This is a genomic window from Kitasatospora sp. NPDC001095 (assembly GCF_053598615.1).
Genome location: NZ_JBSFKQ010000025.1, coordinates 13,445 through 38,618 on the forward strand (window position 1 = coordinate 13,445; position 25,174 = coordinate 38,618).

Genomic DNA, 25,174 nt, shown 5'->3' on the forward strand with positions numbered 1-25,174 from the left:
CATTCGGGCCCGTTCCGCTTGAGAAACGATCCGCCCACGCCCCTAGACTGTTCCCCAGCAGGTGGCCATCCGCTCGAAAGGCGTGCCCCGTGACCATCGGCAAGTCCCCCGACCGCGAGAACGCCACGTCGTCCGTCGAGCCGACCGACGACGCGGTGCAGGCGGCCGATGCCCCGAGCATCGGCCGGGTGCTGTCCACCGCCCGGATCGACGCGGGGCTCACGGTGGAGCAGGTGAGTACCGCCACCCGGGTGCGGGTGCCGATCGTCCATGCCATCGAGGGGGACGACTTCGCCCGCTGCGGCGGCGACTTCTACGCCCGCGGGCACATCCGGCTGATCGCCCGGGTGGTCGGCCTGGACGGCGAGGAACTGGTCGCCCGGTACGACGCCGCGCACGGCGGCTCGCCCGCCGACAAGCGCCCGGCGACCCAGCTGATCGACAGCGGCCCGATCAGGGTGCCCCGCCGCGGCCGGCCGAACTGGGCGGCCGCCATGGTCGCCGCGATCGTCGCCGTGGTCGCGCTGATCGGCTTCAACCTGGTCAGCGGCAAGGGCGGCCACGGCGCCACCGGCTCGGCCAGCGCGCCGCTGCCCAGCGGTTCCGGGACCGGCTCGCTCTCCCCCGCGTCCACGCCCGCCGTCCAGCCGCCGGCGCCCGAGCCGAGCGCCGCCGCGATCGCCGCCGTCCCGGCCGACAAGGTCACCGTGAAGCTGGTCGCCGAGGGCACCAGCTGGGTCTCGGCGATGGACGGCAACGGCAAGTCGCTGTTCCAGAACAACATCAGCAAGGGTCAGGACCAGACCTTCACCGACCCCAAGCAGATCAAGCTGGTGCTCGGCAACGGCGGGGCCGTGCACGCGTACGTCAACGGGAAGGACCTCGGTCTCCTCGGCAAGGACGGGCAGGTGGTGCACGTCACGTACACCCCCGGAGACCCGCAGGCTGGCTGACCACAGGGGTCGGAACGCCCACTGATGATCAGCTGATCCAAGGCGCGCGCCCTCCGGGGCGAACGGCACCGGAGCCCGCGCGTTAATCTTGGCCCTATGCCTGAACGCCGTACTGTCGCCCTTGTCACGCTCGGATGCGCCCGCAACGAGGTGGATTCCGAGGAACTCGCCGGGCGACTGGAAGCCGACGGCTGGTTGCTCGTCGACGACGCCGCCGAAGCGGACGTCGCCGTGGTCAACACCTGCGGCTTCGTCGAGGCCGCCAAGAAGGACTCCGTGGACGCCCTGCTGGAGGCCAACGACCTCAAGGGGCACGGCCGCACCCAGGCCGTCGTCGCGGTCGGCTGCATGGCCGAGCGGTACGGCAAGGAGCTCGCCGACGCCCTGCCCGAGGCGGACGGCGTCCTCGGCTTCGACGACTACACCAACATCTCCGACCGCCTGCAGACCATCCTCTCCGGCGGCCACCACGCCCCGCACCTGCCGCGCGACCGCCGCAAGCTGCTGCCGATCAGCCCGGCCGAGCGGCAGTCCGCCGCCGAGGCCGTCGCCCTGCCCGGCCACGGCACCGAGGCCGCCGCCGAGCCGATCGCCGACCTGCCCGACGGCCTCGCCCCCGCCTCCGGCCCGCGCACCCTGCGCAAGCGGCTGGACGACAGCCCGGTCGCCTCGGTCAAGCTCGCCTCCGGCTGCGACCGCCGGTGCTCGTTCTGCGCCATCCCGGCCTTCCGCGGCTCCTTCATCTCCCGCCGGCCCTCCGACGTGCTGAACGAGGCCCAGTGGCTGGCCGGGCAGGGCGTGCGCGAGATCGTCCTGGTGAGCGAGAACAACACCTCGTACGGCAAGGACCTCGGCGACATCCGGCTGCTGGAGACGCTGCTCGGCGAGATCGCCGCGATCGAGGGCGTCGAGCGGGTCCGGGTCTCCTACCTCCAGCCGGCCGAGATGCGCCCCGGTCTGATCGACTCGATGACCGGGACCGCCGACGTGGTGCCCTACTTCGACCTGTCCTTCCAGCACTCGGCGCCCGCCGTGCTGCGCCGGATGCGGCGCTTCGGCTCCACCGACCAGTTCCTGGAACTGCTGGGGACCATCCGCGACAAGGCCCCGCAGGCCGGCGCCCGGTCCAACTTCATCGTCGGCTTCCCCGGCGAGACCGAGGAGGACTTCGCCGAGCTGGAGCGCTTCGTCACGCACGCCGGGCTGGACGCGATCGGCGTCTTCGGCTACTCGGACGAGGACGGCACCGAGGCCGCGACCTACGACGGCAAGCTCGCCGAGGACGTGATCGCCGACCGGCTGGACCGGCTGAGCCGACTGGCCGAGGAGATGACCGCCCAGCGGGCCGAGCAGCGGATCGGCACCGAGGTCGAGGTGCTGATCGAGTCGATCGAGGACGGCGTGGTCGAGGGCCGCTCCGCCCACCAGGCCCCGGAGACCGACGGCCTGACCACCCTCACCGGTGTCGAGGCCCCCGAGATCGGCCAGTTCTGGCGGGCCAGGGTCGTCGCCAGCGAGGGCGTCGACCTGATCGCCGAGGCGCTGGAGCAGGTGCGGTCGCCCAAGACCTCGGGAGTCGGGGAATGACCAAGGGGCCCGGCGCTCCGGCCGCGGCCCACCCGGGCAGACCGGTGGCCGCGGTGCCGCCGACCCCGGGGGTCTGGAACATCGCCAACGTGCTCACGATGGTCCGGGTGCTGCTGGTGCCGGTCTTCGTGGCGCTGCTGTTCGCCGACGGCGGGCACAACCCCAAGTGGCGCTCCGTCGCCTGGGCCTCGTTCGCGATCGCGATGATCACCGACCTGTTCGACGGCGAACTGGCCCGGCGCAAGGGCCTGGTCACCGACTTCGGGAAGATCGCCGACCCGATCGCCGACAAGGCGATCATGGGCTCGGCGCTGATCGGTCTCTCGCTGCTCGGCGACCTGCCCTGGTGGGTCACCGCGGTGATCCTGGCCCGCGAACTCGGCATCACGCTGATGCGGTTCTGGGTGATCCGCTACGGGGTCATCCCGGCCAGCCGCGGCGGCAAGCTCAAGACGCTGACCCAGGGCACCGCGGTCGGCATGTACGTACTGGACCTGACCGGCTGGCTGGCCACCGGGCGGGCCGTGCTGATGGGGCTGGCGGTGCTGCTGACCGTCGGCACCGCGCTGGACTACATCGGGCAGGCGCTGCGACTGCGCCGCGAGGGACTGGCCGCGGCGCGGTCGGGCCGCTGAACGACGGGGGAGCCGGGTGGCGGAGCGGGACGTGGCGGAGCAGGGTGCGGTGGAGCGGGACTTCCGGCTGGCCGAGCTGGCGCACGCCGCGCTGCGCGCCGAGGGCGGCACCCTGGCCGTCGCCGAGTCGCTGACCGGAGGTCTGCTGGCCGCGGCGCTGGTGGACGTCCCCGGGGCCTCCGCGACCTTCCGGGGCTCGGTCACCGCGTACGCGACCGAGCTGAAGGCCTCGGTGCTCGGGGTGGACGAGGGCCTGCTGGACGTGTACGGGCCGGTCCACCCGGTGGTGGCCCGGCAGATGGCCGAGGGCGTGCGCGGGCTGCTGGGGGCCACGTACGGGCTCGCGACGACCGGAGTGGCCGGGCCCGACCCGCAGGACGGACAGCCGGTCGGCACCGTACACCTGGCGGTCGCCGGCCCGGGGGGAACTCTGGTCAGTTCGCCCCTGCTGTCGGGCGGTCGTGCCACAATCCGTCACGAGGCGGTGACCGCCGCGCTGGAGCTGCTGGTCGATCGCTTCGCACGCCAGGAGTCCTAGGGGAGGGCTCCACCGGAGCGGGACCCGCCGGTTCGGCGCGCGGGTACGGGACAGCTGGAGGATCGTGTTACATCCAACACCCTGGTTGGGCAGAAACCAGGTGGCGAACGAGTTGCATGACGGTGGCGGGGCGGGTCGCGACGGGTACCACGACGGACCCGCGAACCCGGGTGCGACACCGGAACGAGGAGGGGGACGGCCTTGCAGCCCAGAGTGAACACGACCAGGGTCCCCGCACGCGAAGCGGGCAAGGCGGTACGGTGGGGTCGTGACATCTCGATCCGCAGTCCGAGGAGGGAGGCACCGATGATCCTGCTCCGTCGCCTACTGGGCGATGTACTGCGTCGGCAGCGCCAGCGCCAGGGCCGCACACTCCGCGAGGTGTCGGCGGCCGCCAGGGTTTCGCTCGGGTACCTCTCCGAGGTCGAGCGGGGACAGAAGGAGGCCTCCTCGGAGCTGCTCTCCGCCATCTGCGACGCGCTCGACGTCCGGATGTCCGAGGTCATGCGCGAGGTCAGCGACGAACTGTCGCTCGCCGAACTTGCGGCGATGGCCACCCTCTCCGAAGGTGATCTGCTGAGGCCGGTACTCGAACCGGTTCCGCTGCCCGCCCCCGGCACCGACCGGGCGAACCTCTCGCCCAAGGCCGCCGCGATGGACGTGGTCGCCGCCTGATCCCGGCCTCGACTCCCGGGCGCCCCTGTCCGGGGCGAGCGAAGGGAGGGCGGTCGTGCGAACAGACGCGCAGACGCGCCCGACGGCCCGAATACTGGCCCGGGCGCCGCTGTTCCTCCGGGGACGGCGTCCGGTGCGGTGGGTGCTGGCGGTCTCGGTGGCCGGGCTCGCCTGGTGGCTCCTGGTGGTCCGGGGGCAGCTGACCGACGGTGCGGTGCTGGGACTGCTCGCGGCCGGCGGCTGGGGGCTCGGTCTCATCCCGGTCCACGCCGACTGGAACGCGACCGGACCGTCCCGGCGCCCGTGCGCGGAGCCGGTGGGACCGGTGGAGGCGCAGCCGCCGCCGATCGGGTGATTCGACGTGGCCGGGGGCCGCGGGGTTCTCGGCCCCGCGGTCCCGGCCTTTTCCGTGTCCCGGCGGTTCGTCGGTTCAGGGGCGCAGCCGCAGGCCGCGTGGGGTGGCGTGGAAGCCGGCCTCCTCCAGGGCGCGGCCGAGGGCCGAACCCAGGGCGGGCTCGCCGTTGGTCCGCTCGACCGTGACGCTGCCCAGGGCGCCCTCCCGGACGGCGGCCGCGAGCGCCCCGGCCGCCAACGCCCGGGTGGCCTCGTCCTCGGGCCAGGCCAGCAGGGACTTCCCGCCGCGCTCGACGTACAGCGCCAGCTCGCCGTCCACCAGGACCACCAGGGCGCCCGCCTTGCGGCCCGGGCGGTGGGCCGTGGACTCCCTGCCGCCGCGGGCGGTGGGCGGTTCGGGCCAGGGCAGGGCGGCGCCGTAGGCGTTGGCCGGATCGGCGGCGGCCAGCACCAGCGTCTGCGGCGGCTCGCCGGCCGGGGCGGCCGGCCACTCGGCGGCCCGGGCCCGCTCCAGCCGGCCGTTCACCGAGCGCAGCCGGTCGGCCGCGCCCTCCATGGCGAACTGGGCGCCGCCCAGGCCCTCGACGAAGTACCCCCGGCGGGCCCGGCCGCGCTCCTCCATCGCGGCGAGCACCCGGTAGACCCCGGCGAAGCCGCCGGGCACCCGTTCGGCCGCCACCGTGCCCCTGGTGAGCAGGCCGTGCCGGTCCAGCAGGTTCTGCGCCTGGGCGGTGGCCCGGACCGTCGGGTCGGCGGCGAAGGCGGGCAGCAGCGACCAGCGCCCGGCCACCGTCGGCGGGCCGCCGCGCAGGGCGCCGCCGACCCGGCCGAAGGACCGGCCGGCACCGCCGTAGCGGCCGCGCGGGGTGGACCGGGGCGCCCGGTGGGCGGTGGCGCCCGCCGTCCGGCCCGAACCCAGCAGGGCGCGCAGCGGGGCGAGGGTGTCATTGGTGACGTAGCCCGCCCAGACGAGGTCCCAGAGCGCCTCGACGACCTCCGGCTCGGAGGTCTCCTCCGGGAGCTGCTGGACGAGTTGGCGGAAGAACAGGCCGTAGCCGCCGGCCAGCGCGGACATCAGGGCGCTGTGCACCGGGGTGAGCGTGGGCGGCACGGGCTCGGGGCGCAGCAGGTGGGCGTTCTCGGCGAGGTGCAGGCTGAGCCAGCCGTCCTTGCCGGGCAGGGCGCCGGCCCCGCACCAGCCGACCTCTCCGGCCGCCATCAACTCGTCCAGCAGCCCGGGCGCGTAGTCGGTGAGCCGGGCGGGGAGGACCAGCTTCTCCAGCGCGGAGGCGGGCAGGGCGGTGCCCTGGAGCTGTTCGACCACGCGCAGCAGGCCGTCCGGGCCGCGCAGCCGGTGGCCGGCCAGGTGCTGCCACTGCGGCAGGAAGGCTGCCAGGGCGCGCGGCGGGACCGGTTCGACCTCCTGGCGCAGAGCGGCCAGCGAGCGGCGGCGCAGCCGGCGCAGCACCTCGGCGTCGCACCACTCGGGGGCGGTGTGCTCAAGAGGGGCAGCGCGAAGCGCTTCCGGCGACGGGTGGGCGGCGGGTGGGAGGTACCGGCCCTGGACCAGGCGGCCCGCGGCGGTCAGGCGGTGCAGGGTGCCGGTGACCACGGCGGTGCCGAGGCCGTAGCGGGCGGCGGCCTCGGCGGCGGTGAACGGGCCGTGGGTGCGGGCGTGACGGGCGATCAGATCGCCCAGCGGGTCCTTGACCGGCTCGGTGAAGGCCTCCGGGACGCCGACCGGCAGCGGGGTGCCCAGCGCGTCGCGCAGCCGTCCGGCGTCCTCGATCGCGGCCCAGCGCTGCTGGCCGGCGATCCGGACCTGGATCACCCGGCGGGCCGCCTCCAGCTCCAGGGCCCAGAGCGGCTCGGCGCCGCGGAGGGTCAACTCGGCCTCGGAGAGCGGGCCGAGCAGGCGCAGGGCGTCGGCGACGCCCTCGGCGTCCCTGATCCGGCGTTCGGGGGTGAGGCGCTGGAGTTCGGCCTCCAACTCGGTGAGCACCTGGGGGTCGAGCAGTTCGCTCAGCTCGGCCTGGCCGAGGAGTTCGGACAGCAGCCGGGAGTCGAGCGAGAGGGCGGCGGCGCGGCGCTCGGCGAGCGGGGAGTCCCCCTCGTAGAGGAACTGGGCGACGTAGCCGAACAGCAGCGAGCGGGCGAAGGGCGAGGGCTCCGGGGTGGTGACCTCGACCAGGCGGACGGCGCGGGACTCCAGATCGCCCATCAGCTCGACCAGGCCGGGGACGTCGAAGACGTCCTGCAGGCACTCCCGGACGGCCTCCAGGACGATCGGGAACGAGCCGTACTCGGAGGCGACTTCGAGCAGCTGGGCGGCGCGCTGGCGCTGCTGCCAGAGCGGAGTGCGGCGGCCGGGGCTGCGGCGGGGGAGCAGCAGGGCGCGGCCGGCGCACTCCCGGAAGCGGGAGGCGAACAGGGCGGAGCCGCCGACCTGGTCGGTGACCAGCTGCTCGATCTCGCCGGGGTCGAACAGGGCGGCGTCGGCGCCGACCGGGGCCTCGTCCCGGCCCGACTCGTCCGAGGGGCCGCCGAACCGGCTCGACGGCTCCGCGGGGCCGGCGAAGTCGAAGTCGAGGGCCAGCAGGTCGGCGTCGGGCAGGCGGAGCACGATGCCGTCGTCGGCGTGCATGACCTGGGGGTCCAGGCCGTGCTTCTCGCGCAGCCGGGCACCGAGGGCGAGCGCCCAGGGGGCGTGCACCTGGGCGCCGAAGGGGGAGTGGATGACGATCCGCCAGTCGCCGAGCTCGTCCCGGAAGCGCTCGACCACGATGGTGCGGTCGTCCGGGAGGTGGCCGCAGGCGGCGCGCTGCTCGGCCAGGTAGTCCAGCAGGTTGGCGGCGGCCCAGTCGTCCAGGCCGGCCTGCTTGAGGCGCTCGGTGGCGGCCTCGGGCCGCAGGGTGCCCAGTTCGCGGGTGAAGGCGCCGAGGGCGCGGCCGAGTTCGAGCGGACGGCCGAGGGCGTCGCCCTTCCAGAACGGGAGCCGGCCGGGGACGCCGGGGGCGGGGGTGACCAGCACCTTGTCGTGGGTGATCTCCTCGATCCGCCAGGAGGTGGTGCCGAGGGTGAACACGTCGCCGACGCGGGACTCGTAGACCATCTCCTCGTCGAGTTCTCCGACGCGGCCGCCGCCCTTCTTCGGGTCGGCCCCGGCGATGAAGACGCCGAACAGGCCGCGGTCGGGGATGGTGCCGCCGGAGGTGACGGCCAGGCGCTGGGCGCCGGGGCGGCCGGTCACCGTGCCGGCCACCCGGTCCCAGACCAGGCGGGGGCGCAACTCGGCGAAGGCGTCCGAGGGGTAGCGGCCCGCCAGCATGTCGAGCACGGCGTCGAAGGCGGACTGCGGGAGGGACGCGAAGGGGGCGGCCCGACGGACCACGGCGAGCAGGTCGTCCACCGGCCAGGCGTCCAGGGCCGTCATCGCGACCAACTGCTGGGCGAGCACGTCCAGCGGGTTGCGCGGGATGCGCAGCGCCTCGATCCGGCCGGCCCGCATCCGCTCGGTGACCACGGCGGACTGGACGAGGTCCCCCCGGTACTTGGGGAAGAAGACGCCGGTGGAGACGGCGCCGACCTGGTGGCCGGCCCGGCCGACGCGCTGCAGACCGGAGGCGACCGAGGGCGGGGACTCGACCTGGACGACCAGCTCGACGGCGCCCATGTCGATGCCCAGCTCCAGGCTGGAGGTGGCGACCACGGCGGGCAGCCGGCCGGCCTTCAACTCCTCCTCGACGAGCGACCGCTGCTCCTTGGAGACGGAGCCGTGGTGGGCCCGGGCGATGACCGGGGGCGCGCCCCTGGCCGCGCCCGAGCCGCCCATCAGCTCGGCCGGGGCGTGCGCCTCGGGGATCGCGGTGCCGGTGGCGCGCTCGTGGGCGATCTCGTTCAGCCGGTTGCACAGCCGCTCGGCCAGCCGGCGGGAGTTGGCGAACACGATGGTCGAGCGGTGCGACTCGACCAGGTCGACGATCCGCTCCTCGACGTGCGGCCAGATGGAGGCTTGTCGCTGCGGGTCGCCGCCGGCGGCGGTGCCGGGGCTGCCGTCGGCGGCCGGGGCGGCGGGCAGGTCGTCCAGGTCGGGGACCGGGACGACCACCGAGAGGTCGAACTCCTTGGCGGCGGCGGGCTGGACCACGGTGGCGCCGCGCCGGGGGCTGAGGAAGCGGGCCACCTCCTCGACCGGGCGGACCGTCGCGGACAGGCCGATCCGGCGGGCCGGACGGTCCAGCAGTTCGTCCAGCCGCTCCAGGCTGAGGGCGAGGTGCGCGCCGCGCTTGGTGCCGGCGACGGCGTGCACCTCGTCCAGGATCACGGTGTCCACTCCGCGCAGGGCCTCCCGGGAGGCGGAGGTGAGCAGCAGGAACAGCGACTCGGGGGTGGTGATCAGGATGTCCGGCGGGTGGGTGGCGAAGCGGCGGCGGTCGGCGGCCGGGGTGTCGCCGGAGCGGATGGCGACCTGGACCTCGGGCTCGGGCAGGCCGAGCCGGACGGCGGCCTGGCGCAGGCCGGCCAGGGGGGCGCGCAGGTTCCGTTCGACGTCCACCGCGAGGGCCTTGAGCGGAGAGACGTAGAGGATCCGGCAGCGGCGCCTGGGCTCGGCGGGGGGAGGGGTGTTGCTGAGGCGGTCGAGGGCGGAGAGGAAGGCGGCCAGCGTCTTGCCGGAGCCGGTGGGGGCGACGACCAGGACGTCCGTCTCCCGCTGGATGGCCTGCCAGGCCTCGGCCTGGGCGCTGGTGGGGGCGGAGAAGGCACCGGTGAACCAGGCCCGGGTGGCCGGGGCGAAGCCGGCCAGGGGGTCGGGGGTGGACGGGGTCGGGTGCTGGGACGCCATGCCCCCATGGTGCCGGGTGGGACTGACATGCGGGGGGTGCGGCGGGACGGGGGCCGAGAGGGGTGCAAGCCGGGGAGCGGAAGTGATGATCCGCTCATATGGTGAGGAATCGGATGCTTGATCCATCCGTGACCGACCGGACCGACGAGCGGAGACCGTGCGATGGTGCAGGCGCACTCGTCGGGCGGGACCGCCCGGCGCCGCCGGGTCCGCGGGCCCGCCCGGGCGCTGCTCGCGATGCTGCTCACCGCGCTCGTGGTGGGGGGCGCCGTTCCGTACGTGTCCGGTCCTGGGCGGGCGTACCTCAGCTACCTGGTGCTGGCCGAGGGCGAGGACGCCGCCGGTGCGGCCCGGGCCGGGGCGGAGAGCCGGGCGGCGGGCGGGCAGGTGGTCCAGGAGTACCCGCAGATCGGGGCCGTGCTGGTGTACGCGACCGGGCCGTTCGCCGACCGGGTGCGGGCCCGGCCCGGGATCGCCGCCGTCGGCGCGACCAGGACCGCGCCGGTGGTCGCGCCGCCGCGGGCGGTGGCGGGGGCGGGGGGCTTCACGGCGGCGACGGCCGTGGGGGCGCGCGCGGGCGCGGGGCCCGGCGGGAGACGGGGCGGCGACCGGGCGGACGCGGGGACCCAGACGGTGCCCGATCCGGGGGAGGGTGACGCCTGGAACATCGCCATGGTCGGGGGCACCGCCGCCCGGACGGGGGACGCCTCGGCGCTGTCCGGCGGTGGGGTGCCGAGCCCCGACGCGCTGCGCAAGGTGCTGGTCGCGGTGCTGGACTCCGGGGTCGACGACACCCACCCGGACCTGCGCGCCGCCGTCGATCCGAAGGCCTCCGCCTCCTGCGCGGACGGCCGGCCCGACGGCCGCACCGGCGCCTGGCGGCCCGAAGCCGGGGTGGTCGAGAGCGGCCACGGCACCCACGTCGCCGGGATCGTCGGGGCCGCCAGGGACGGCCGCGGGGTCACCGGGGTCGCTCCGGGGGTGCGGATCGCCGCCGTCCGGCTGCTCGGGCCGCTCGGCCAGTACTACGCGGAGAACATCGTCTGCGGCATGCTCTGGGCCGCCGACCACGGGGCCAGGGCGATCAACAACAGCTACTTCGCCGACCCGTGGAAGTACAACTGCCCGGAGGAGCGGGACCAGGCCGCGCTGATCGCGGCCGTCGGGCGGGCCGCGGGGTACGCTCGGCGCAAGGGCGCGGTGGTGGTCGCCTCGGCGGGCAACGACGGGCAGGACCTCGGTGCCTCGCGGACCGACGACCGGAGCCCCAACGACCGGCTGTCGGGGCCGGCGCTCGTCCGCCACCTGGGCACCGAGTGCGTACGGCTGCCCGGCGAGCTGCCCGGGGTGGTGACCGTCACCGCGGTCAACCGGGACGGGCACCCGGCGGCGTACTCCAACTACGGGCGCGGGCGGGTCTCGCTGGCCGCCCCGGGCGGCGATCCGGACGGCGGGCCGCACGGGGCGATCGTCTCCGACTGGCCGGAGGGGCAGTACGCGGCGCTGGCGGGGACCTCGATGGCGGCCGCCCATGTGACCGGGGCGGTGGCGGTCGCGGCGGCGTCGCATCCGGAGCTGGGGGCGGACGAGCTGGCGGGGTTGTTGGCGAGGGGAGCGGTGGCGGGGTGTCCGGTGGCGGCTCCGGGGTGCGGGGAGCGGCGGTACTTCGGGGCGGGGCTGGTGGCGCTGCCCCGTTGACCGGGGGCGGGCGCCGGCGGAAAAGCGGGTGACGGGGTGGTGGGGCGGGGGTGAGGATCGGGGCATGGATGATTCGGGTGGGGCCGTGTTCCTGGCGACGGAGCGGTTGCTGTTGCGGCGCTTCACACCGGCGGACCTGGACCGGCTGGTGGAGCTGGACGGCGATCCGGAGGTCATGCGCTTCCTGACCGGGGGGAAGCCGAGCGCGCGGGAGTGGCTCGAGGAGGAGGTGCTGCCGCTGTTCCTGGAGCACTACCGGCGGTACGGCGATCTCGGGTGGTGGGCGGCCGAGGAGCGGTGCGGCGGGGCGTTCCTGGGGTGGTTCGAGTTCCGGCCGACGCGCGAGGGGGAGCGGGGCGAGGTCGAGCTCGGCTACCGGTTGCGGCGGGCCGCGTGGGGGCGCGGGTACGCGACGGAGGGCGCGCGGGCACTGGTCCGGCGCGGGTTCGCGGAGCTGGGGGTGGAGCGGGTGGTGGCGTACACGATGGCGGTGAACGCGGGCTCCCGGCGGGTGATGGAGAAGAGCGGGCTGTCGTTCGTCCGCACGTTCCACGAGGACTATCCGGAGATGATCCCGGGGAGCGAGCACGGTGAGGTCGAGTACGCGGTGACGGCCGAGGAGTGGCGGGCCCGGTCCGGGATACTTGGGGCATGAGGCTGACGGAGTTCTGGCGACGGATGTACGCGCACTTCGGGGAGGCGTACGCGGAGTCGTTCGCGACCGACCACGTGATGAGCGAACTGGGCGGGCGGACGGTGCGGCAGGCGCTGGAGGCGGGCTGGGAGGCCAAGGACGTCTGGCGGGTGGTCTGCGACACCCAGGGCGTCTCCGGGTCGCTGCGCTGAGTGCCGGCCTCCGGGCGGCATGGGACAGACTGTCCGGGTGACAAATAGCGCGGAACAGAAGAATTCGGACCGGGACACCGACGGTGCCCCGGCGGGCGGGGGACCGTGGGGCGGGATGCCGCGTTGGCTGCCGCGGGCGATGGTGCTGTTCCTGGTGCTGGTGGGGCTGTTCCAGCTCGCCGACTGGGCGTTCCGGCAGCTGATCGACCTGTTCGTGATGCTGCTGGTGTCGTTCTTCCTGTCGTTGGCGCTGGAGCCGGCCGTGGACCGGATGGCGGCGCGGGGGGTGCGCCGGGGCGTCGGGACCTTCCTGGTGTTCGTGGCGGTCGGGGTGGCGGTGGTGGGGTTCCTCGCCGCGCTCGGCACGCTGCTGGTCGACCAGGTGGCGAAGATCGCCGGTGACCTGCCGCACCTGGTCGACAGTCTGATCGGGTGGATCAACCGGACCTTCCACCAGGAGCTCTCGCTGGGTGAGCTGCAGAATCGATTGCTCAAGGACTCCGGGGCCATCGAGAGCTACGTCCAGCAGGCCGCCGACAACGTCTGGGGTGTCTCCTCCACCCTGATCGGCGGGCTCTTCCAGGCCTTCACGGTCGGGCTGTTCACCTTCTACTTCACCGCCGAGGGGCCGCGGGTGCGCCGGACGGTCTGTTCGATGCTGCCGCCCGCGAAGCAGGGCGAGGTGCTGCGCGCCTGGGAGATCGCGCTCGCCAAGACCGGCGGCTACCTGTACTCCCGGGCACTGCTCGCGGTGGTGTCCTCCGCCGGGCACTGGGTGATGTTCGAACTGATCGGCCTGCCGTACGCGGCGGCGCTGGCGGTCTGGGTGGGCGTCATGTCGCAGTTCGTGCCGACCATCGGGACCTATCTGGCCGGGGCGCTGCCGGTGCTGGTGGCGCTGACGGTGGATCCGGTGGACGCGCTCTGGGTGCTCGGCTTCGTGGTGGTCTACCAGCAGATCGAGAACTACCTGCTGCAGCCGCGGATCACCGCGCGGACGGTGGACGTGCACCCGGCGCTGGCCTTCGGCTCGGTGATCGCGGGGGCGGCACTGCTCGGCGCGGTGGGCGCGGTGATCGCGATCCCGGCGGCGGCGACGCTCCAGGGCTTCGTGGGGACGTACGTCCGACGGTACGAGGTGGCCACCGACCCGCGGATCGACCGGGGCGAGCAGCGCAGGGTCCGGCGGGAGCTGCGCCGGGAGGCGGCCCGGCGGCTGCGCCGGATGGTCGCCGGCGACGGGGCGAGGCGCGGGGAGTGATTCGGAGGCGCCGTCCCCGGGGTGTCCCGGGGGCGGCGTGGGCCGGACGTGCGACGCTTGAATCGAACAGATGTTCTTTGTACTCTCCGGCGTGGAGTTTTCCACAGGCCGGGTCCGATCGGGCTCGTTTGTCAGTGGGACGCGCTAGCGTCGAGGACGATGAAGCGCACAGCACAGAACCCGAGGGAAAAAGCCATGGCAGGTACGGACCGCGAGAAGGCCCTGGAGACCGCTCTCGCCCAGATCGAGCGGCAGTTCGGCAAGGGCTCGGTGATGCGCCTCGGCGAGAAGGCCAACGAGCCGGTCGAGGTGATCTCCACCGGGTCCACCGCCCTGGACGTCGCCCTCGGGGTCGGCGGCATCCCGCGCGGCCGAGTGATCGAGATCTACGGCCCCGAGTCCTCCGGCAAGACCACTCTGACCCTGCACCTGGCCGCCAACGCCCAGAAGGCCGGCGGCACGGTCGCGTTCGTCGACGCGGAGCACGCGCTCGACCCCGAGTACGCCAAGAAGCTCGGCGTGGACACCGACGCCCTGCTGGTCAGCCAGCCGGACACCGGTGAGCAGGCGCTGGAGATCACCGACATGCTGATCCGCTCCGGCGCGATCGACCTGGTGATCATCGACTCGGTCGCGGCGCTCGTCCCGCGCGCGGAGATCGAGGGCGAGATGGGCGACTCGCACGTCGGTCTGCAGGCCCGACTGATGAGCCAGGCGCTGCGCAAGATCGCCGGTGCGCTGAACCAGTCGAACACCACCGCGATCTTCATCAACCAGCTGCGCGAGAAGATCGGCGTGATGTTCGGTTCGCCGGAGACCACGACCGGTGGCCGCGCGCTGAAGTTCTACGCCTCGGTCCGCCTCGACATCCGCCGGATCGAGACCCTGAAGGACGGCACCGAGGCGGTCGGCAACCGCACCCGCGTCAAGGTGGTCAAGAACAAGGTCGCCGCGCCGTTCAAGCAGGCCGAGTTCGACATCCTCTACGGCGTGGGCATCAGCCGCGAGGGCGGCCTGATCGACATGGGCGTGGAGCACGGCTTCATCCGCAAGTCTGGTGCCTGGTACACCTACGAGGGCGACCAGCTCGGCCAGGGCAAGGAGAACGCCCGCAACTTCCTGCGGGACAACCCGCAGCTCGCCGACGAGATCGAGCGGAAGATCAAGGGCAAGCTCGGCATCGGCCCGAAGGTGGAGGAGCCGGCCGAGGCCGGGGCCGAGGCCGCCGCCGACGGTGCCGCCAAGCCGATCACCGCGACCGCCACCAAGACGGCCGCGGCGAAGAAGACGGCGGCGGCCAAGGCCTGAGCCGTTGACGCAGCACGACAGGGCGGGCGGCGGCCCGGAGGACGACGACTACGGGCCGCCGGACTGGTTCGCCGCGGTCGCGGAGGAGCCCGAGCCGGTGGCCGAGGCGCCCCGGGGAGCGCGCCCCCGGCGCGGCCGGCGGTCCATCGCGCAGTGGGCCTCCGGCCCCGAGCCCGAGCTCGACCGGGCTCCGACCCGGGCGGTGCGCGGCGCCGCGTCCGGGCCGGAGCCGGCGGAGCCTTCGGTCGAGGCGCTCGGCCTGGTCTCCGCCTCCGAGCTGCCCACCGGCCGTCGCCGGCGGCGCTCGGCCCTCGCGGCCGAGGAATCCGAAGCGGTCGGGGGGGCCGCTTCGACACCGACGGCCGTGGCGAGCGGCCGCGGCGGGGCCGAGGCGGCCGATCGCGAGGGTGCGGCCGCCTCGGCCGCCCGTCGTGGCGGGCGCCGGGGCCGTGGCGCCACCGGGCGCGCCGGAGAGGAGGACGCCGGCCGCGCCTCCCGGAAGCAGGCCGAGGAGTCGGCCGATCCGGAGAGCCGCGCCCGGGACATCTGCCTGCGGCTGCTGACCGGCGCCGCCAAGACCCGCAAGCAGCTCGCCGACGCCCTGCGCAAGCGGGAGATCCCGGAGGAGGTCGCCGACGAGGTGCTCACCAGGCTCGAAGAGGTCGGGCTGATCGACGACGCGGCCTTCGCCGCGGCCTGGGTGGAGTCCCGGCACGCCGTCCGGGGCCTGTCCCGGCGGGCACTGGCCCAGGAGCTGCGCACCAAGGGCGTCGCCGCCGACCTGGTCGAGCGGGCCGTCGCCCAGCTCGACCACGACGACGAGACGGACGCGGCCAGGGCGCTGGTCGAGCGCAAGCTGCGGTCCACCCGGGGGCTGGACCCGCAGGTGCGCACCCGGCGGCTGGTGGGGATGCTGGCCCGCCGCGGCTACTCCGAGGGGCTGGCGTTCCGGGTGGTGCGCGGCGCGCTGGAGCAGGAGCAGTGTGAACCGTCGGGTCGGGAGTAGTGGCAGTTCTGTAGGCGTCTTGGAGTGAACCAGGTCAACTCTTGACCGTTTCGTGACCCCCACCTAGCCTCGCCTTCAGCGCCAGGGGGGCCTGTGGACGGCACCCCGTGCGGCGACGGGGGAGTGGGCGGCAATGGGGATCTCGGCGGGCACCGGCCCGAGTGGCTCGCTGGTGTCGATCGCCGGATCGGCCGCGCTGCTCCTGCTGGCGCTCGCGGTGGCCGCCGGGCTGGCGGTCAGACGGCTCCGGGCGGCCCGGAGCGGTGCGCCGGCCGAGGCCGAGCGGGCCCGTCGGTGGGCCGAGGAGCAGACCGCCGGGCAGCGGGCCGAACTCGCCCGCCGCGAGGGGGACCTGGCCGAGGAACTGCGCAGGCTGCGCCGCCGGGAGGACGAACTGGCGGCGCGTTCGGCCGAGTTGGAGCGCTCCCGGGGCGAGGCCGAGGCGCTGGTCACCCGCCGGGTGAGGGCGCTGGAACGGGCCGCAGGGCTCTCCGCCGAGCAGGCCCGCGCCGAACTCCTGCGGGAGGCCACGGAGTCGGCCCGGCGGGAGGCCGCCGTCACCGTCCGGGAGATCGAGCGCGAGGCCAGGGAGGAGGGCGAGCGCCGAGCCCGGGACATCGTCGCCGGGGCGGTCCAGCGGCTGGCGACGGAGCAGACCGCGGAGAGCGTCGTCACCGTCCTGCGGCTGCCGAACGAGGACATCAAGGGCCGGATCATCGGCCGCGAGGGCCGCAACATCCGTGCCTTCGAGGCGGTCACCGGCGTGAACCTGATCGTCGACGACACCCCCGCGTCGGTGCAGCTGTCCTGCTTCGACCCGGTCCGCCGGGAGACCGCCCGGCTCACCCTGGAGCAGCTGGTCGAGGACGGCCGGATCCACCCGAGCAGGATCGAGCACCTGCACGAGCGCAGCCGCGAGGAGGTCGGACAGCGCTGCGTCCGGGCCGGCGAGGACGCCCTGCTGGAGGCCAGGATCGGCGGGATGCACCCCGAACTCGTCCGCACCCTGGGCTCGTTGCGCTACCGGGCGTCGTACGGGCAGAACGTGCTCGGGCACCTGCTGGAGTCCGCGCACCTGGCCGGGATGATGGCCGCCGAACTCGGGGTGGACCCGGAGCCGGTGCGGCGCGCGGCGCTGCTGCACGACATCGGCAAGGCGCTCACCCACGAGTCCGAGGGCAGCCACGCCGCGATCGGCGCGGAGCTCGCCCGGCGGTACGACGAGTCCCCCGAGGTCGTGCACGCGATCGCCGCCCACCACAACGAGGTCGACCCGCGCACCGTGACGGCCGTGCTGACCCAGGCCGCGGACGGCTGCTCGGGCGGCCGGCCGGGCGCGCGCAAGGAGTCGCTGGAGCTGTACGTCCGGCGGCTGGCGCGGCTGGAGGAGATCGCGCGCTCGCACGAGGGCGTCGCCGAGGTGTACGCGATGCAGGCCGGTCGGGAGGTGCGGGTGATGGTCCGTCCGGACGCGGTGGACGACCTCGGCGCGGAACTGATCGCCCGCGAGGTCGCCCGCCAGGTCTCCACCGAGCTGACCTACCCGGGCCGGATCCGGGTGACGGTGGTCCGCGAGAGCCGGGCCACGGCGGTGGCGGGCTAGGCGGCCTTCCTAGGAGACGCCCTGGCTCTAGGAGACGCCCTGGCTCGGGGAGTCCACCTGCCGGGCCGCGGGCCGGTCGGACGGGTCGGGGGCCGGAGTGAGGGTGGCCGGGCCGCCGCGGGCGCGGTCGGCGAGGGCGAGGAGGTCCTCGGCGACCGCGCCCTGGGTGACGCCGACCAGGTGGCCGTCCGGGCGGATCAGCAGGACGGTGTGCGGGCCGGCGCCCGGGTAGTCCTCGGTGACCAGCACCTCGGCGGGGACGGGCAGCGCGGCGGCGACTTCGGCGAGGCGGGGCATCAGGCCGGCGCCGAGCCAGTGCTCGGAGGACCAGACGGCGGTACCGGGGGCGACCAGCAGCAGCAGGAAGGCGGTGCCGAGCCGGGCGTGCAGGTGGTCGGGGGTGCCGTCGTCGGCGAGCACCGGCAGGTCCGGGACGAGCACGCCGGGGGCGGTGGCGGGCAGCAGCTCGCTGAGCGAGGTGGTGCCGCGTGTGCCGCGCTGCGCCGGGACCCGGCCGGGGACGCCGGAGGGCGCCGCCGGGTAGGCGGGCGCGCCGCCGAACCGGCCGGTGCCGAGCTGGCCGTCGGCGAGCAGCGGGGCGTGCTTGCGGAAGCCGCCGACCAGCAGTGAGCGCCGGGTCTGCTGCCAGCCGCGCAGCGGGCGCAGCAGCGGCATGGACTGGTCGACCGCGCGCAGTCGGGCGCCGACCGCCCCGCGCCGCTCGGCCTCGTAGCCGTCCAGCAGGGCGCCGCCGGGCTGCGGGCCGCCGGAGTGGAGGTGCCAGGCGAGGGCGAGCCGCCAGGCGAGGTTGTCGGCGTCGCGCAGCCCGTCCACGAGGTTCTGCATGCCGAGGGCGCCGTGCAGGTGGGCGGCGTCGCCGGCCAGGAAGCAGCGGCCGACCCGGAAGCGGGCGGCGAGCCGCTGTTGGGCGGTGTGGTCGGCGGCGGCCAGCAGCTCGAAGCGGGGCAGTTCGCCGCACCAGCCGGTGAGGGTGGAGGTGACCCGGTTGAGCAGGGTGTCGCCGGTGACGATGCCGGGCCAGGTGGCGTGCGGGTCCACCGTCTCGGTGGCGGCGGGGCGGCCGGGGGGCAGCCGCCAGTCGAGCCGCCAGACACCGTCCGGCAGCGGGCGGGCGGAGGCCTCGCGGTCGCCGCGCCACGGGGGCTCGCGGTGCAGCCGGGCGCCGTCGAAGGGCAGGTCGACCCGGACGGTGGCGATGGCGTTGCGGTCGACCGCCGGGCGGCCGGGGAAACGGATCTTCAGGAGCTTGCGGACGCTGGATCTCGCGCCGTCGCAGCCGACCAGGTGGCTGCCGCGCCACCAGGTCGTGGAGCCGTCCTGGGTGCCCGTGGTGCGGATGCTGACGCCGTCCCGGTCCTGTTCGAGTTCGACGACCCGGTTGAGCGGGACCAGCCGGATCAGCGGGGTGCCGGTCAGGGCGTCGCGCAGCCCGCGCTGGAGGCGGTGCTGGGGCAGGTGGAAGGTGGGCGAGTCGGTGAGGTCGATCCGCAGCATCTCCTGGCGGCGGCGCCAGACGGCGAAGGAGTCCCACAGCGCGGAGTCCGAGACGGCCCGCGAGTAGCCGATCCGGGTCAGGAAAGCGGCGGTGTCGGCGCCGAGTACGAGGCTGCGGGGGCCTTCGGGGCAGAGCCCGGAGCCCTCGTCCAGGACGATGGCGGGCACCTCGTGTCGGGCCAGGGCGAGGGCCAGGGCCAGACCGACCGGTCCGGCCCCGACCACGATCACCGGGTCCATGAGGGAACCTCCGGGCACGAACCGGCCGATCGGCCGGCGTCAGTTACCGCTGCCGCATATGCCGTGTGGATGCTCCCGGGAGGTGTCACGAAGAGCAATGCAACAGTTCACCTGCGTGTCCGTCAAGCAGAAGCCGAAGTGCGCCGGTTCGCGCCGCGACGGCCGCGTGCTTCGATCCAGCGTGCGAGCGCGGTCAACAGCAGGCACATCGCGATGTAGATCGGGCCGATCACGAGCACCACGGGGATGTAGGGGAAGCCCGCGGCGTTGATCGGCTGGCTGGCGAGGGCCTTCCCGACGAACAGCAGCTCGTGGTAGGTGATGATGAAGCCGAGCGAGGTGTCCTTGAGGGTGACGACCAGCTGGCCGATCATCGAGGGCAGCATCGAGCGGACGGCCTGCGGCACCAGGATCGACGTCATCACCTGCGTCTTGCGCATGCCGAGCCCGTACGCCGCCTCGCCCTGGCCGCGCGGGACGGCGTTGACGCCGCTGCGGATGATCTCGGCCTGGACCGCCCCGTTGTAGAGGGTGAGGCCGAGCACCAGCGCCCACATCGGCTGCTGGGCGAAGAAGGCGTAGTAGAGCCCGACGATCAGGATCAGCAGCGGCATCGCCCGGAAGAACTGGGTGAAGGCCGTGCAGACCCAGCGGACCGGCCGGTGGTCGGAGAGCTGACCGGCCGCCAGCAGGGCGCCCAGGGTGAGCGAGAACGCCGCGGCCAGCCCGAAGGCCTCCAGGGTGGACAGCAGGCCGTCCACGATCTGCTGCTGGACGTAGGTGTACTGGAAGGCGTCCCAGAGACCGGGGTCGAACTGGCCGTTGTCGTTCAGCGCGCTGAAGACGTACCAGAGGAGTCCCGCGATGGCGAGCACCGAGAGGACGCCGAGCGCGCGGTTGCGGGTGCGGGCCTTCGGGCCGGGGGTGTCGTAGAGGACGCTGGCGGAAGCCTGGCGCTGGAACATGCTCATGCGCCCACCTCGCTGCGCTCGGCAGGGGCGTTCGCCCGTGCGCGCCGTTCGATCGTTCGCTCGCTCATCGGGCCACCGCCAGTCGGGATTCCAGGAAGCGGAAGAACGTGGCGACCGTCGCGCTGATCAGCAGGTAGGCGCAGGCCACCCAGAAGAAGATGGCGAAGATCGAGTAGCCGCGCTCGGAGAAGGTCTGCTGGGCGCTGTACAGCTCGGGGACGCTGAACGCGCCGGCGATCGCCGAGTTCCTCGGAAGGGCGATGAACACGCTGCTCATCGGGCCCAGGACGGTCCGGGCGGCCTGCGGCAGGACGACCAGGGTGAGGGTCTGGCCGAAGCCCATGCCGAGGCTGCGGGCGGCCTCCGCCTGGCCGAGCGGCACGGTGTTGATGCCGGAGCGGATCACCTCGCAGACGAACGAGGCGGTGTACGCGCCGAGCGCCAGCACCGCGAACGCCAGGTGGCTGAAGTGCACGCCCAGCGGCGGCAGCCCGAAGGTGACGGCGAAGAACAGCAGGGTCAGCGGGGTGTTGCGGAAGAGCGTCACCCAGGTGGTGCCGAAGGCGCGCAGGACCGGCACCGGGGAGACCCGGAAGGCCGCCAGCAGGGTGCCCAGCAGCAGGGCGAGCAGCGCGCTGAGCGCGCTCACCTCGATCGTCTGTAGGAAGCCGTCGCGGAACAACGCGAAGTTGTCGTCCTCGAACAGGAACCCCATCCGGCGGCCCTCCTCTCAACTCATGGTCGGGAAACCGACGTACGGCGGGCGGATCAGTAGCGCTCGAGGGCGGGGACCTCGGGCGCCGGGGAGCCGGAGGCGCCCAGGGTGGCGTCGTAGGCCTTCTTCCAGTCGCCGTTGTCCTCGTGGGCCTTGAGGGCGTCGCTGATCGCGTCGCGCAGGGCCTTGTCGTCCTTGTTGAGGCCGACGCCGTAGTTCTCCTTGGTGAACGGCTTGCCGACCACCTTGAGCTTGGGGGCGTACTTGGAGGCGTAGCCCTTGAGGATCGCGTCGTCGGTCGTGACCGCGTCGACCTCGCCGGACATCAGCTTCTCGACGCAGGCCGAGTAGGTGTCGAACTGGGTGACCTTCGGGTTGTACTGCTGGATGTTCTTGATCGAGGTCGAGCCGGTGGCGGTGCAGACGTTCTTGCCGCCGGTGCTCTCCGGGCCGGTGATCGAGGTGTTGTCGGCCTTCACCAGCAGGTCCTGGCCGGCGATGTAGTACGGGCCGGCGAAGGAGACGCTCTTCTTGCGCTCGTCGTTGATGCTGTAGGTGCCGACGTAGAAGTCGATCTGGCCCTTGGCGATGGCCGGCTCGCGCTGCGAGGAGACCAGGGTCTGCCACTTGATCTGCTGCGGGGTGAAGCCGAGGTCGGCGGCGATCATCTTGGCGATCTCGATGTCGAAGCCGCTGCGGTCGCCGCTGGCCACGTCCTCCCAGCCCAGGTTCGGCTGGTCGGCCTTGGCGCCGATGATCAGCTGGCCGCGCTTCTTGGCCTCGGCGAGGACCGCGGAGTCGACCTTGACGTCGGTCTTGACGGTGTAGCTCGGCAGCGCCGGGGCGGCGGCGCCGCTGCTCGCGGCGGTGGCGCCGGGCTTGCCGTCCTTGCCGCAGGCGGCGGTGGCGGTGAGCGCGACGGCACAGAGCGCGACGGCGAGGGTGCGGGAAGTCCTCATGAGGTTCTCCTGGGGGTGGGCCGCGGTGTCAACCGGGCTCTGGCGTCTGGAAGGCGGGCACGGGGCAGGGCCTCCGGCGCCGATGCCGGAGGCGCCCCGCTGGTCTCGGAGCGTCAGTGGTGGAGGATCTTCGAGAGGAAGTCCTTGGCGCGGTCGGAGCGCGGCGCGGTGAAGAAGGCGTCCGGGGTGTTCTGCTCGACGATCCTGCCGTCGGCCATGAACAGCACGCGGTTGGCGGCGGAGCGGGCGAAGCCCATCTCGTGGGTGACCACGACCATCGTCATGCCGTCCGCGGCCAGCTGGCGCATGACCTCCAGCACCTCGTTGACCATCTCCGGGTCCAGCGCCGAGGTGGGCTCGTCGAAGAGCATCACCTTGGGCTTCATCGCCAGTGCCCGGGCGATCGCCACGCGCTGCTGCTGGCCGCCGGAGAGCTGGGCCGGGTACTTGTCCGCCTGCGCGCCGACGCCGACCCGCTGCAGCAGCTCCCGGGCGGTCTTCTCGGCCTGCGGGCGGGGCACCTTGCGCACCTTCACCTGGCCGATGACCACGTTCTCCAGCACGGTCTTGTGCGCGAACAGGTTGAAGCTCTGGAACACCATGCCGACCTCGGCGCGCAGCCGGGCCAGTTCCCTGCCCTCGTCCGGCAGCGGGCGGCCGTCGATGGTGATCGTGCCGGAGTCGATCGTCTCCAGCCGGTTGATCGTCCGGCAGAGCGTCGACTTGCCCGAGCCGGACGGGCCGATCAGCACGACCACCTCGCCCTGGCCGATCCGCAGGTCGATGTCCTGCAGCACGTGCAGCGCGCCGTAGTGCTTGTTGACGTTGCTCAGCACGACCAGTGGGGCGGCTGCGGGGGTGGAGTCCTCGACCGGGCTCTCGGTCATCGCGCCTGCTCCCTCTGTCGTCGAATCACGCCTGCCCGAGAAGTCTCAACTCCCTTGGGAGGCAATGGTGGTACGAAATCCGGGGGCCGCGGCCGGCGGAGCCGCAGCCCCCGGTGGGCCGACCTTAGGAGCCGCGGCCGCGCGCCGTCAGCCGATCTGAGCGGAACTTGAGGATCACGAAACGGCCACACGGCGCCCACCTGCTGTTCGTGCGGATGCCGACGGGGCATGTCACAGCGGGAATCCGTTCCGGTGCTCCCCGTTCCGCACGTGCCCGGTGCGCGGTCGAGCCTGGCGTCGGGCCGTTCACTGGCCCATACTGCGCAGGACCGGGACCTGAACGATCGGCCCGGTGATCACGGGTGATCACGTGGGGGAAGGAGGAGAACAGGATGCGACTGCTGCTCGTCGAGGACGACGAACGCGTGGCCGCCGCGCTGGTCGCGGTGCTGGGCCGGCACGGCTTCCAGGTCCGGCACGCCCGCAGCGGGCACGAGGCGCTGGACGCCCTGGTGCCGGACGGCAACGAGCCGTACCGAGTGGTGCTGCTCGACCTAGGGCTGCCCGACCGCGACGGCTTCGAGGTGTGCAGCCGGATCAGGGCGGGCAGCGGCGTTCCGGTGATCATGGTCACCGCCCGCGCCGACGTCCGCTCCCGGATCCACGGCCTCAACCTGGGCGCCGACGACTACGTCACCAAGCCGTACGACATGGGCGAACTGCTCGCCCGCATCCACGCCGTGGCCCGCCGCGGCGCCGCCCCCGCCGCGGTACCTGCACCCACGACCGACACCGTGCCCCAGCAGCGCGGCCCGCTGGAGTCCCGGGGCATCCGGATCGACCGGGAGCGCCGGCGGGTCAGCGTGGACGGCCGCGACGTGCCGCTCACCCGCAAGGAGTTCGACCTGCTCGCGCTGCTCGCCCAGAGCCCGGGCGTGGTCTACCGGCGCGAGCAGATCTTCAGCGAGGTCTGGCGCAGCGGCTGGGAGGGCAACGGGCGCACCCTGGAGGTGCACATCGGCTCGCTGCGCAACAAGCTGGCGCTGCCAGGCCTGGTCGAGGCCGTGCGCGGAGTCGGCTACCGGCTGATCCCCGACCGTCCGACGGCCCCCGCGCCCGAACCCGCCCCGCCCGCACCCGCGGAGCACTGACCGCACGTGCGCACCCGCCTGCTCGGCATCCTGATCGCCCTGATGCTCTGCGTCCTGGCCGCCCTGGGGCTGCCGCTCGCGGCGGCGGTCGCGGCGGCCGAGCAGACCAAGGTGGTCGTCGACCGGCTCGACGACGCCGCCCGCCTCGCCCAGGACCTGCCCACCTCCGGCGCCGCCGACTCCGCCCGCAAGGGCGACCCGGAACCCGCCCCGGGCGACCTCAGCCGCAAGCGCGCCATCGAGGCCGAGGTCCGCCGCTACCACGACCTGTACGGCGTGCGCCTGGGCATCTTCCAGCGCGACGGCCAGCCGATCGCCGCCGCCCCGAAGGACTGGCGGGTGCCCGCCGGCGGCTGGGGCGCCCAGGCCTTCCAGGAGGCGCTGGACGGGCGGCGCAGCCACAACCCGCCGCAGGTCTGGCCCTGGACGCCGGACCGGACGGTCACCGTCGCCGCCCCGGTGGTGCGCGACGGCGACGTGGTCGCGGTGGTGCTGAGCGAGTCCCCGACCGAGGCGCTGCGCACCCGGGTGCTGCACCAGTGGCTGGTGATCGGCGGCGGCGAGGCCGCCGCGATGATCGTCGCCGTGCTGCTCGCCGTCCGGCTCACCGAGTGGGTGCTGCGCCCGGTGCGCACCCTGGACCGGGCCACCCACGACATCGCCACCGGCCGGATGGCCGCCCGGGTCGCCCCCGGCGGCGGACCGCCCGAACTCCAGCGGCTGGCCCGCTCGTTCAACGAGATGGCGGACCACGTGGTGCTCGCCATGGACCAGCAGAAGGCCTTCGTCGCGGACGCCTCGCACCAGCTGCGCAACCCGCTGTCGGCGCTGCTGCTGCGGGTCGAGCTTCTCGGCCTGGAACTGCCCGAGGGCCACGAGGAGGAGCTCAGCGGCGTACGGGAGGAGGGCGCCCGGCTGGCCCGGGTGCTGGACGACCTGCTCGGACTGGCCACCGCCGAGCACGCCCGCCCCGAACCGGAGCGCACCGACCTCGCCGAGCTCACCCTGGCCCGGGTGGACGCCTGGCGGCCGACGGCGGAGCAGTGCGGGATCGGGCTGCGCTGGGAGGGCCCGGCCCGGGCGATCGGAATGGCCGACCCGATCGGCTTCGGCTCGGCCCTGGACGCCGTGCTGGACAACGCGCTCAAGTTCAGCCCGGCCGGCAGCGAGGTGCGGCTGCGGGTCGCGGTGCGCCGGGACGAGGTCGCGGTGACCGTCACCGACGCCGGGCCCGGCCTCACCGAGGACGAGCTGTCCCGGGCCGGGGACCGGTTCTGGCGCAGCCCGCGGCACCAGAACGTGGACGGGTCGGGGCTCGGGCTGTCCATCGCCCGCACCCTGCTGGCGGCCGGCGGCGGCTCGCTCGGCTTCGCGCCGGTCACGCCGACCGGGCTGGCGGTGACGCTGGCGGTGCCGCGGCCGGAGTAGC

Annotated in this window: 21 protein-coding genes; 15 read left to right on the forward strand and 6 right to left on the reverse strand. The window is 74.0% G+C overall.

What is annotated here, in order from left to right:
- Positions 1-89: 89 nt before the first annotated feature.
- The 6 genes from ACWDBB_RS21050 to ACWDBB_RS21075 all read left to right on the forward strand — a co-directional run bounded on the left by ACWDBB_RS21050 (position 90) and on the right by ACWDBB_RS21075 (position 4,743).
- A complete protein-coding gene (locus tag ACWDBB_RS21050; RefSeq protein WP_449791055.1) occupies positions 90-953 on the forward strand; it encodes a helix-turn-helix domain-containing protein in 864 nt (287 codons plus the stop codon).
- 96 nt (positions 954-1,049) lie between these two features.
- Complete coding sequence (gene rimO / locus ACWDBB_RS21055; protein WP_449791056.1) at positions 1,050-2,540, forward strand: 30S ribosomal protein S12 methylthiotransferase RimO; 1,491 nt, start codon at positions 1,050-1,052, stop codon at positions 2,538-2,540.
- A complete protein-coding gene (gene pgsA / locus ACWDBB_RS21060) occupies positions 2,537-3,175 on the forward strand; it encodes a CDP-diacylglycerol--glycerol-3-phosphate 3-phosphatidyltransferase (RefSeq protein ID WP_449791057.1) in 639 nt (212 codons plus the stop codon). The genes rimO and pgsA overlap by 4 nt, the downstream gene beginning before the upstream one ends.
- Before the next feature lie 31 nt (positions 3,176-3,206).
- On the forward strand, positions 3,207-3,713 hold the full coding sequence (locus ACWDBB_RS21065; protein ID WP_449791058.1) for a CinA family protein: 507 nt from the start codon (positions 3,207-3,209) through the stop codon (positions 3,711-3,713).
- A gap of 306 nt (positions 3,714-4,019) precedes the next feature.
- Positions 4,020-4,388 carry a helix-turn-helix domain-containing protein gene (locus ACWDBB_RS21070; RefSeq protein ID WP_350739875.1) on the forward strand — a complete coding sequence of 123 codons (369 nt, stop codon included), beginning with the start codon at positions 4,020-4,022 and terminating at the stop codon, positions 4,386-4,388.
- 55 nt (positions 4,389-4,443) lie between these two features.
- On the forward strand, positions 4,444-4,743 hold the full coding sequence (locus ACWDBB_RS21075) for a hypothetical protein (protein WP_449791059.1): 300 nt from the start codon (positions 4,444-4,446) through the stop codon (positions 4,741-4,743).
- A gap of 75 nt (positions 4,744-4,818) precedes the next feature.
- Here ACWDBB_RS21075 and ACWDBB_RS21080 read toward each other — a convergent pair whose 3' ends face one another.
- A complete protein-coding gene (locus ACWDBB_RS21080; protein WP_449791060.1) occupies positions 4,819-9,585 on the reverse strand; it encodes a DEAD/DEAH box helicase in 4,767 nt (1,588 codons plus the stop codon).
- A 162-nt stretch (positions 9,586-9,747) separates the two neighbouring features.
- Here ACWDBB_RS21080 and ACWDBB_RS21085 point away from each other — a divergent pair, with 162 nt between their 5' ends.
- The 7 genes from ACWDBB_RS21085 (at position 9,748) to rny (ending at position 17,307) form a co-directional block, all read left to right on the forward strand.
- A complete protein-coding gene (locus ACWDBB_RS21085) occupies positions 9,748-11,283 on the forward strand; it encodes a S8 family serine peptidase (RefSeq protein WP_449791061.1) in 1,536 nt (511 codons plus the stop codon).
- 64 nt (positions 11,284-11,347) lie between these two features.
- The gene (locus ACWDBB_RS21090) at positions 11,348-11,938 is read left to right on the forward strand and encodes a GNAT family N-acetyltransferase (protein WP_449791062.1); all 591 of its coding nucleotides are present in this window, start codon (positions 11,348-11,350) and stop codon (positions 11,936-11,938) included.
- The gene (locus ACWDBB_RS21095) at positions 11,935-12,129 is read left to right on the forward strand and encodes a DUF3046 domain-containing protein (protein ID WP_449791063.1); all 195 of its coding nucleotides are present in this window, start codon (positions 11,935-11,937) and stop codon (positions 12,127-12,129) included. The genes ACWDBB_RS21090 and ACWDBB_RS21095 overlap by 4 nt, the downstream gene beginning before the upstream one ends.
- A 115-nt stretch (positions 12,130-12,244) precedes the next feature.
- The gene (locus tag ACWDBB_RS21100; protein ID WP_449791064.1) at positions 12,245-13,390 is read left to right on the forward strand and encodes an AI-2E family transporter; all 1,146 of its coding nucleotides are present in this window, start codon (positions 12,245-12,247) and stop codon (positions 13,388-13,390) included.
- A gap of 195 nt (positions 13,391-13,585) precedes the next feature.
- Positions 13,586-14,698, forward strand: a complete 1,113-nt coding sequence (gene recA / locus ACWDBB_RS21105; RefSeq protein WP_449791065.1) for a recombinase RecA — start codon at positions 13,586-13,588, stop codon at positions 14,696-14,698.
- Positions 14,699-14,702: 4 nt separating this feature from the next.
- Positions 14,703-15,704, forward strand: coding sequence for a recombination regulator RecX (gene recX / locus ACWDBB_RS21110; protein WP_449791066.1), 1,002 nt, complete (start codon positions 14,703-14,705; stop codon positions 15,702-15,704).
- 133 nt (positions 15,705-15,837) lie between these two features.
- Entirely contained in the window at positions 15,838-17,307 is a 1,470-nt protein-coding gene (gene rny / locus ACWDBB_RS21115) for a ribonuclease Y (RefSeq protein WP_449791067.1), read from the forward strand.
- A 27-nt stretch (positions 17,308-17,334) separates the two neighbouring features.
- Here rny and ACWDBB_RS21120 read toward each other — a convergent pair whose 3' ends face one another.
- The 5 genes from ACWDBB_RS21120 to ACWDBB_RS21140 form a co-directional block, all read right to left on the reverse strand.
- Positions 17,335-19,062, reverse strand: coding sequence for an FAD-dependent monooxygenase (locus tag ACWDBB_RS21120; RefSeq protein ID WP_449791068.1), 1,728 nt, complete (start codon positions 19,060-19,062; stop codon positions 17,335-17,337).
- Between the two features lie 122 nt (positions 19,063-19,184).
- Entirely contained in the window at positions 19,185-20,033 is an 849-nt protein-coding gene (locus tag ACWDBB_RS21125; RefSeq protein WP_449791069.1) for an amino acid ABC transporter permease, read from the reverse strand.
- Positions 20,034-20,097: 64 nt separating this feature from the next.
- On the reverse strand, positions 20,098-20,748 hold the full coding sequence (locus ACWDBB_RS21130) for an amino acid ABC transporter permease (RefSeq protein ID WP_449791070.1): 651 nt from the start codon (positions 20,746-20,748) through the stop codon (positions 20,098-20,100).
- Between the two features lie 53 nt (positions 20,749-20,801).
- A complete protein-coding gene (locus tag ACWDBB_RS21135; RefSeq protein ID WP_449791071.1) occupies positions 20,802-21,707 on the reverse strand; it encodes a glutamate ABC transporter substrate-binding protein in 906 nt (301 codons plus the stop codon).
- Positions 21,708-21,820: 113 nt separating this feature from the next.
- Complete coding sequence (locus ACWDBB_RS21140; protein WP_402411541.1) at positions 21,821-22,594, reverse strand: amino acid ABC transporter ATP-binding protein; 774 nt, start codon at positions 22,592-22,594, stop codon at positions 21,821-21,823.
- Between the two features lie 392 nt (positions 22,595-22,986).
- On the opposite strand from ACWDBB_RS21140, the gene ACWDBB_RS21145 reads away from it, so the two are divergent.
- The gene (locus ACWDBB_RS21145) at positions 22,987-23,745 is read left to right on the forward strand and encodes a response regulator transcription factor (protein WP_449791072.1); all 759 of its coding nucleotides are present in this window, start codon (positions 22,987-22,989) and stop codon (positions 23,743-23,745) included.
- Positions 23,746-23,751: 6 nt separating this feature from the next.
- Positions 23,752-25,173: a sensor histidine kinase gene (locus ACWDBB_RS21150; protein ID WP_449791073.1), complete on the forward strand. Its 1,422-nt coding sequence runs from the start codon at positions 23,752-23,754 to the stop codon at positions 25,171-25,173.
- Position 25,174: the final 1 nt, after the last annotated feature.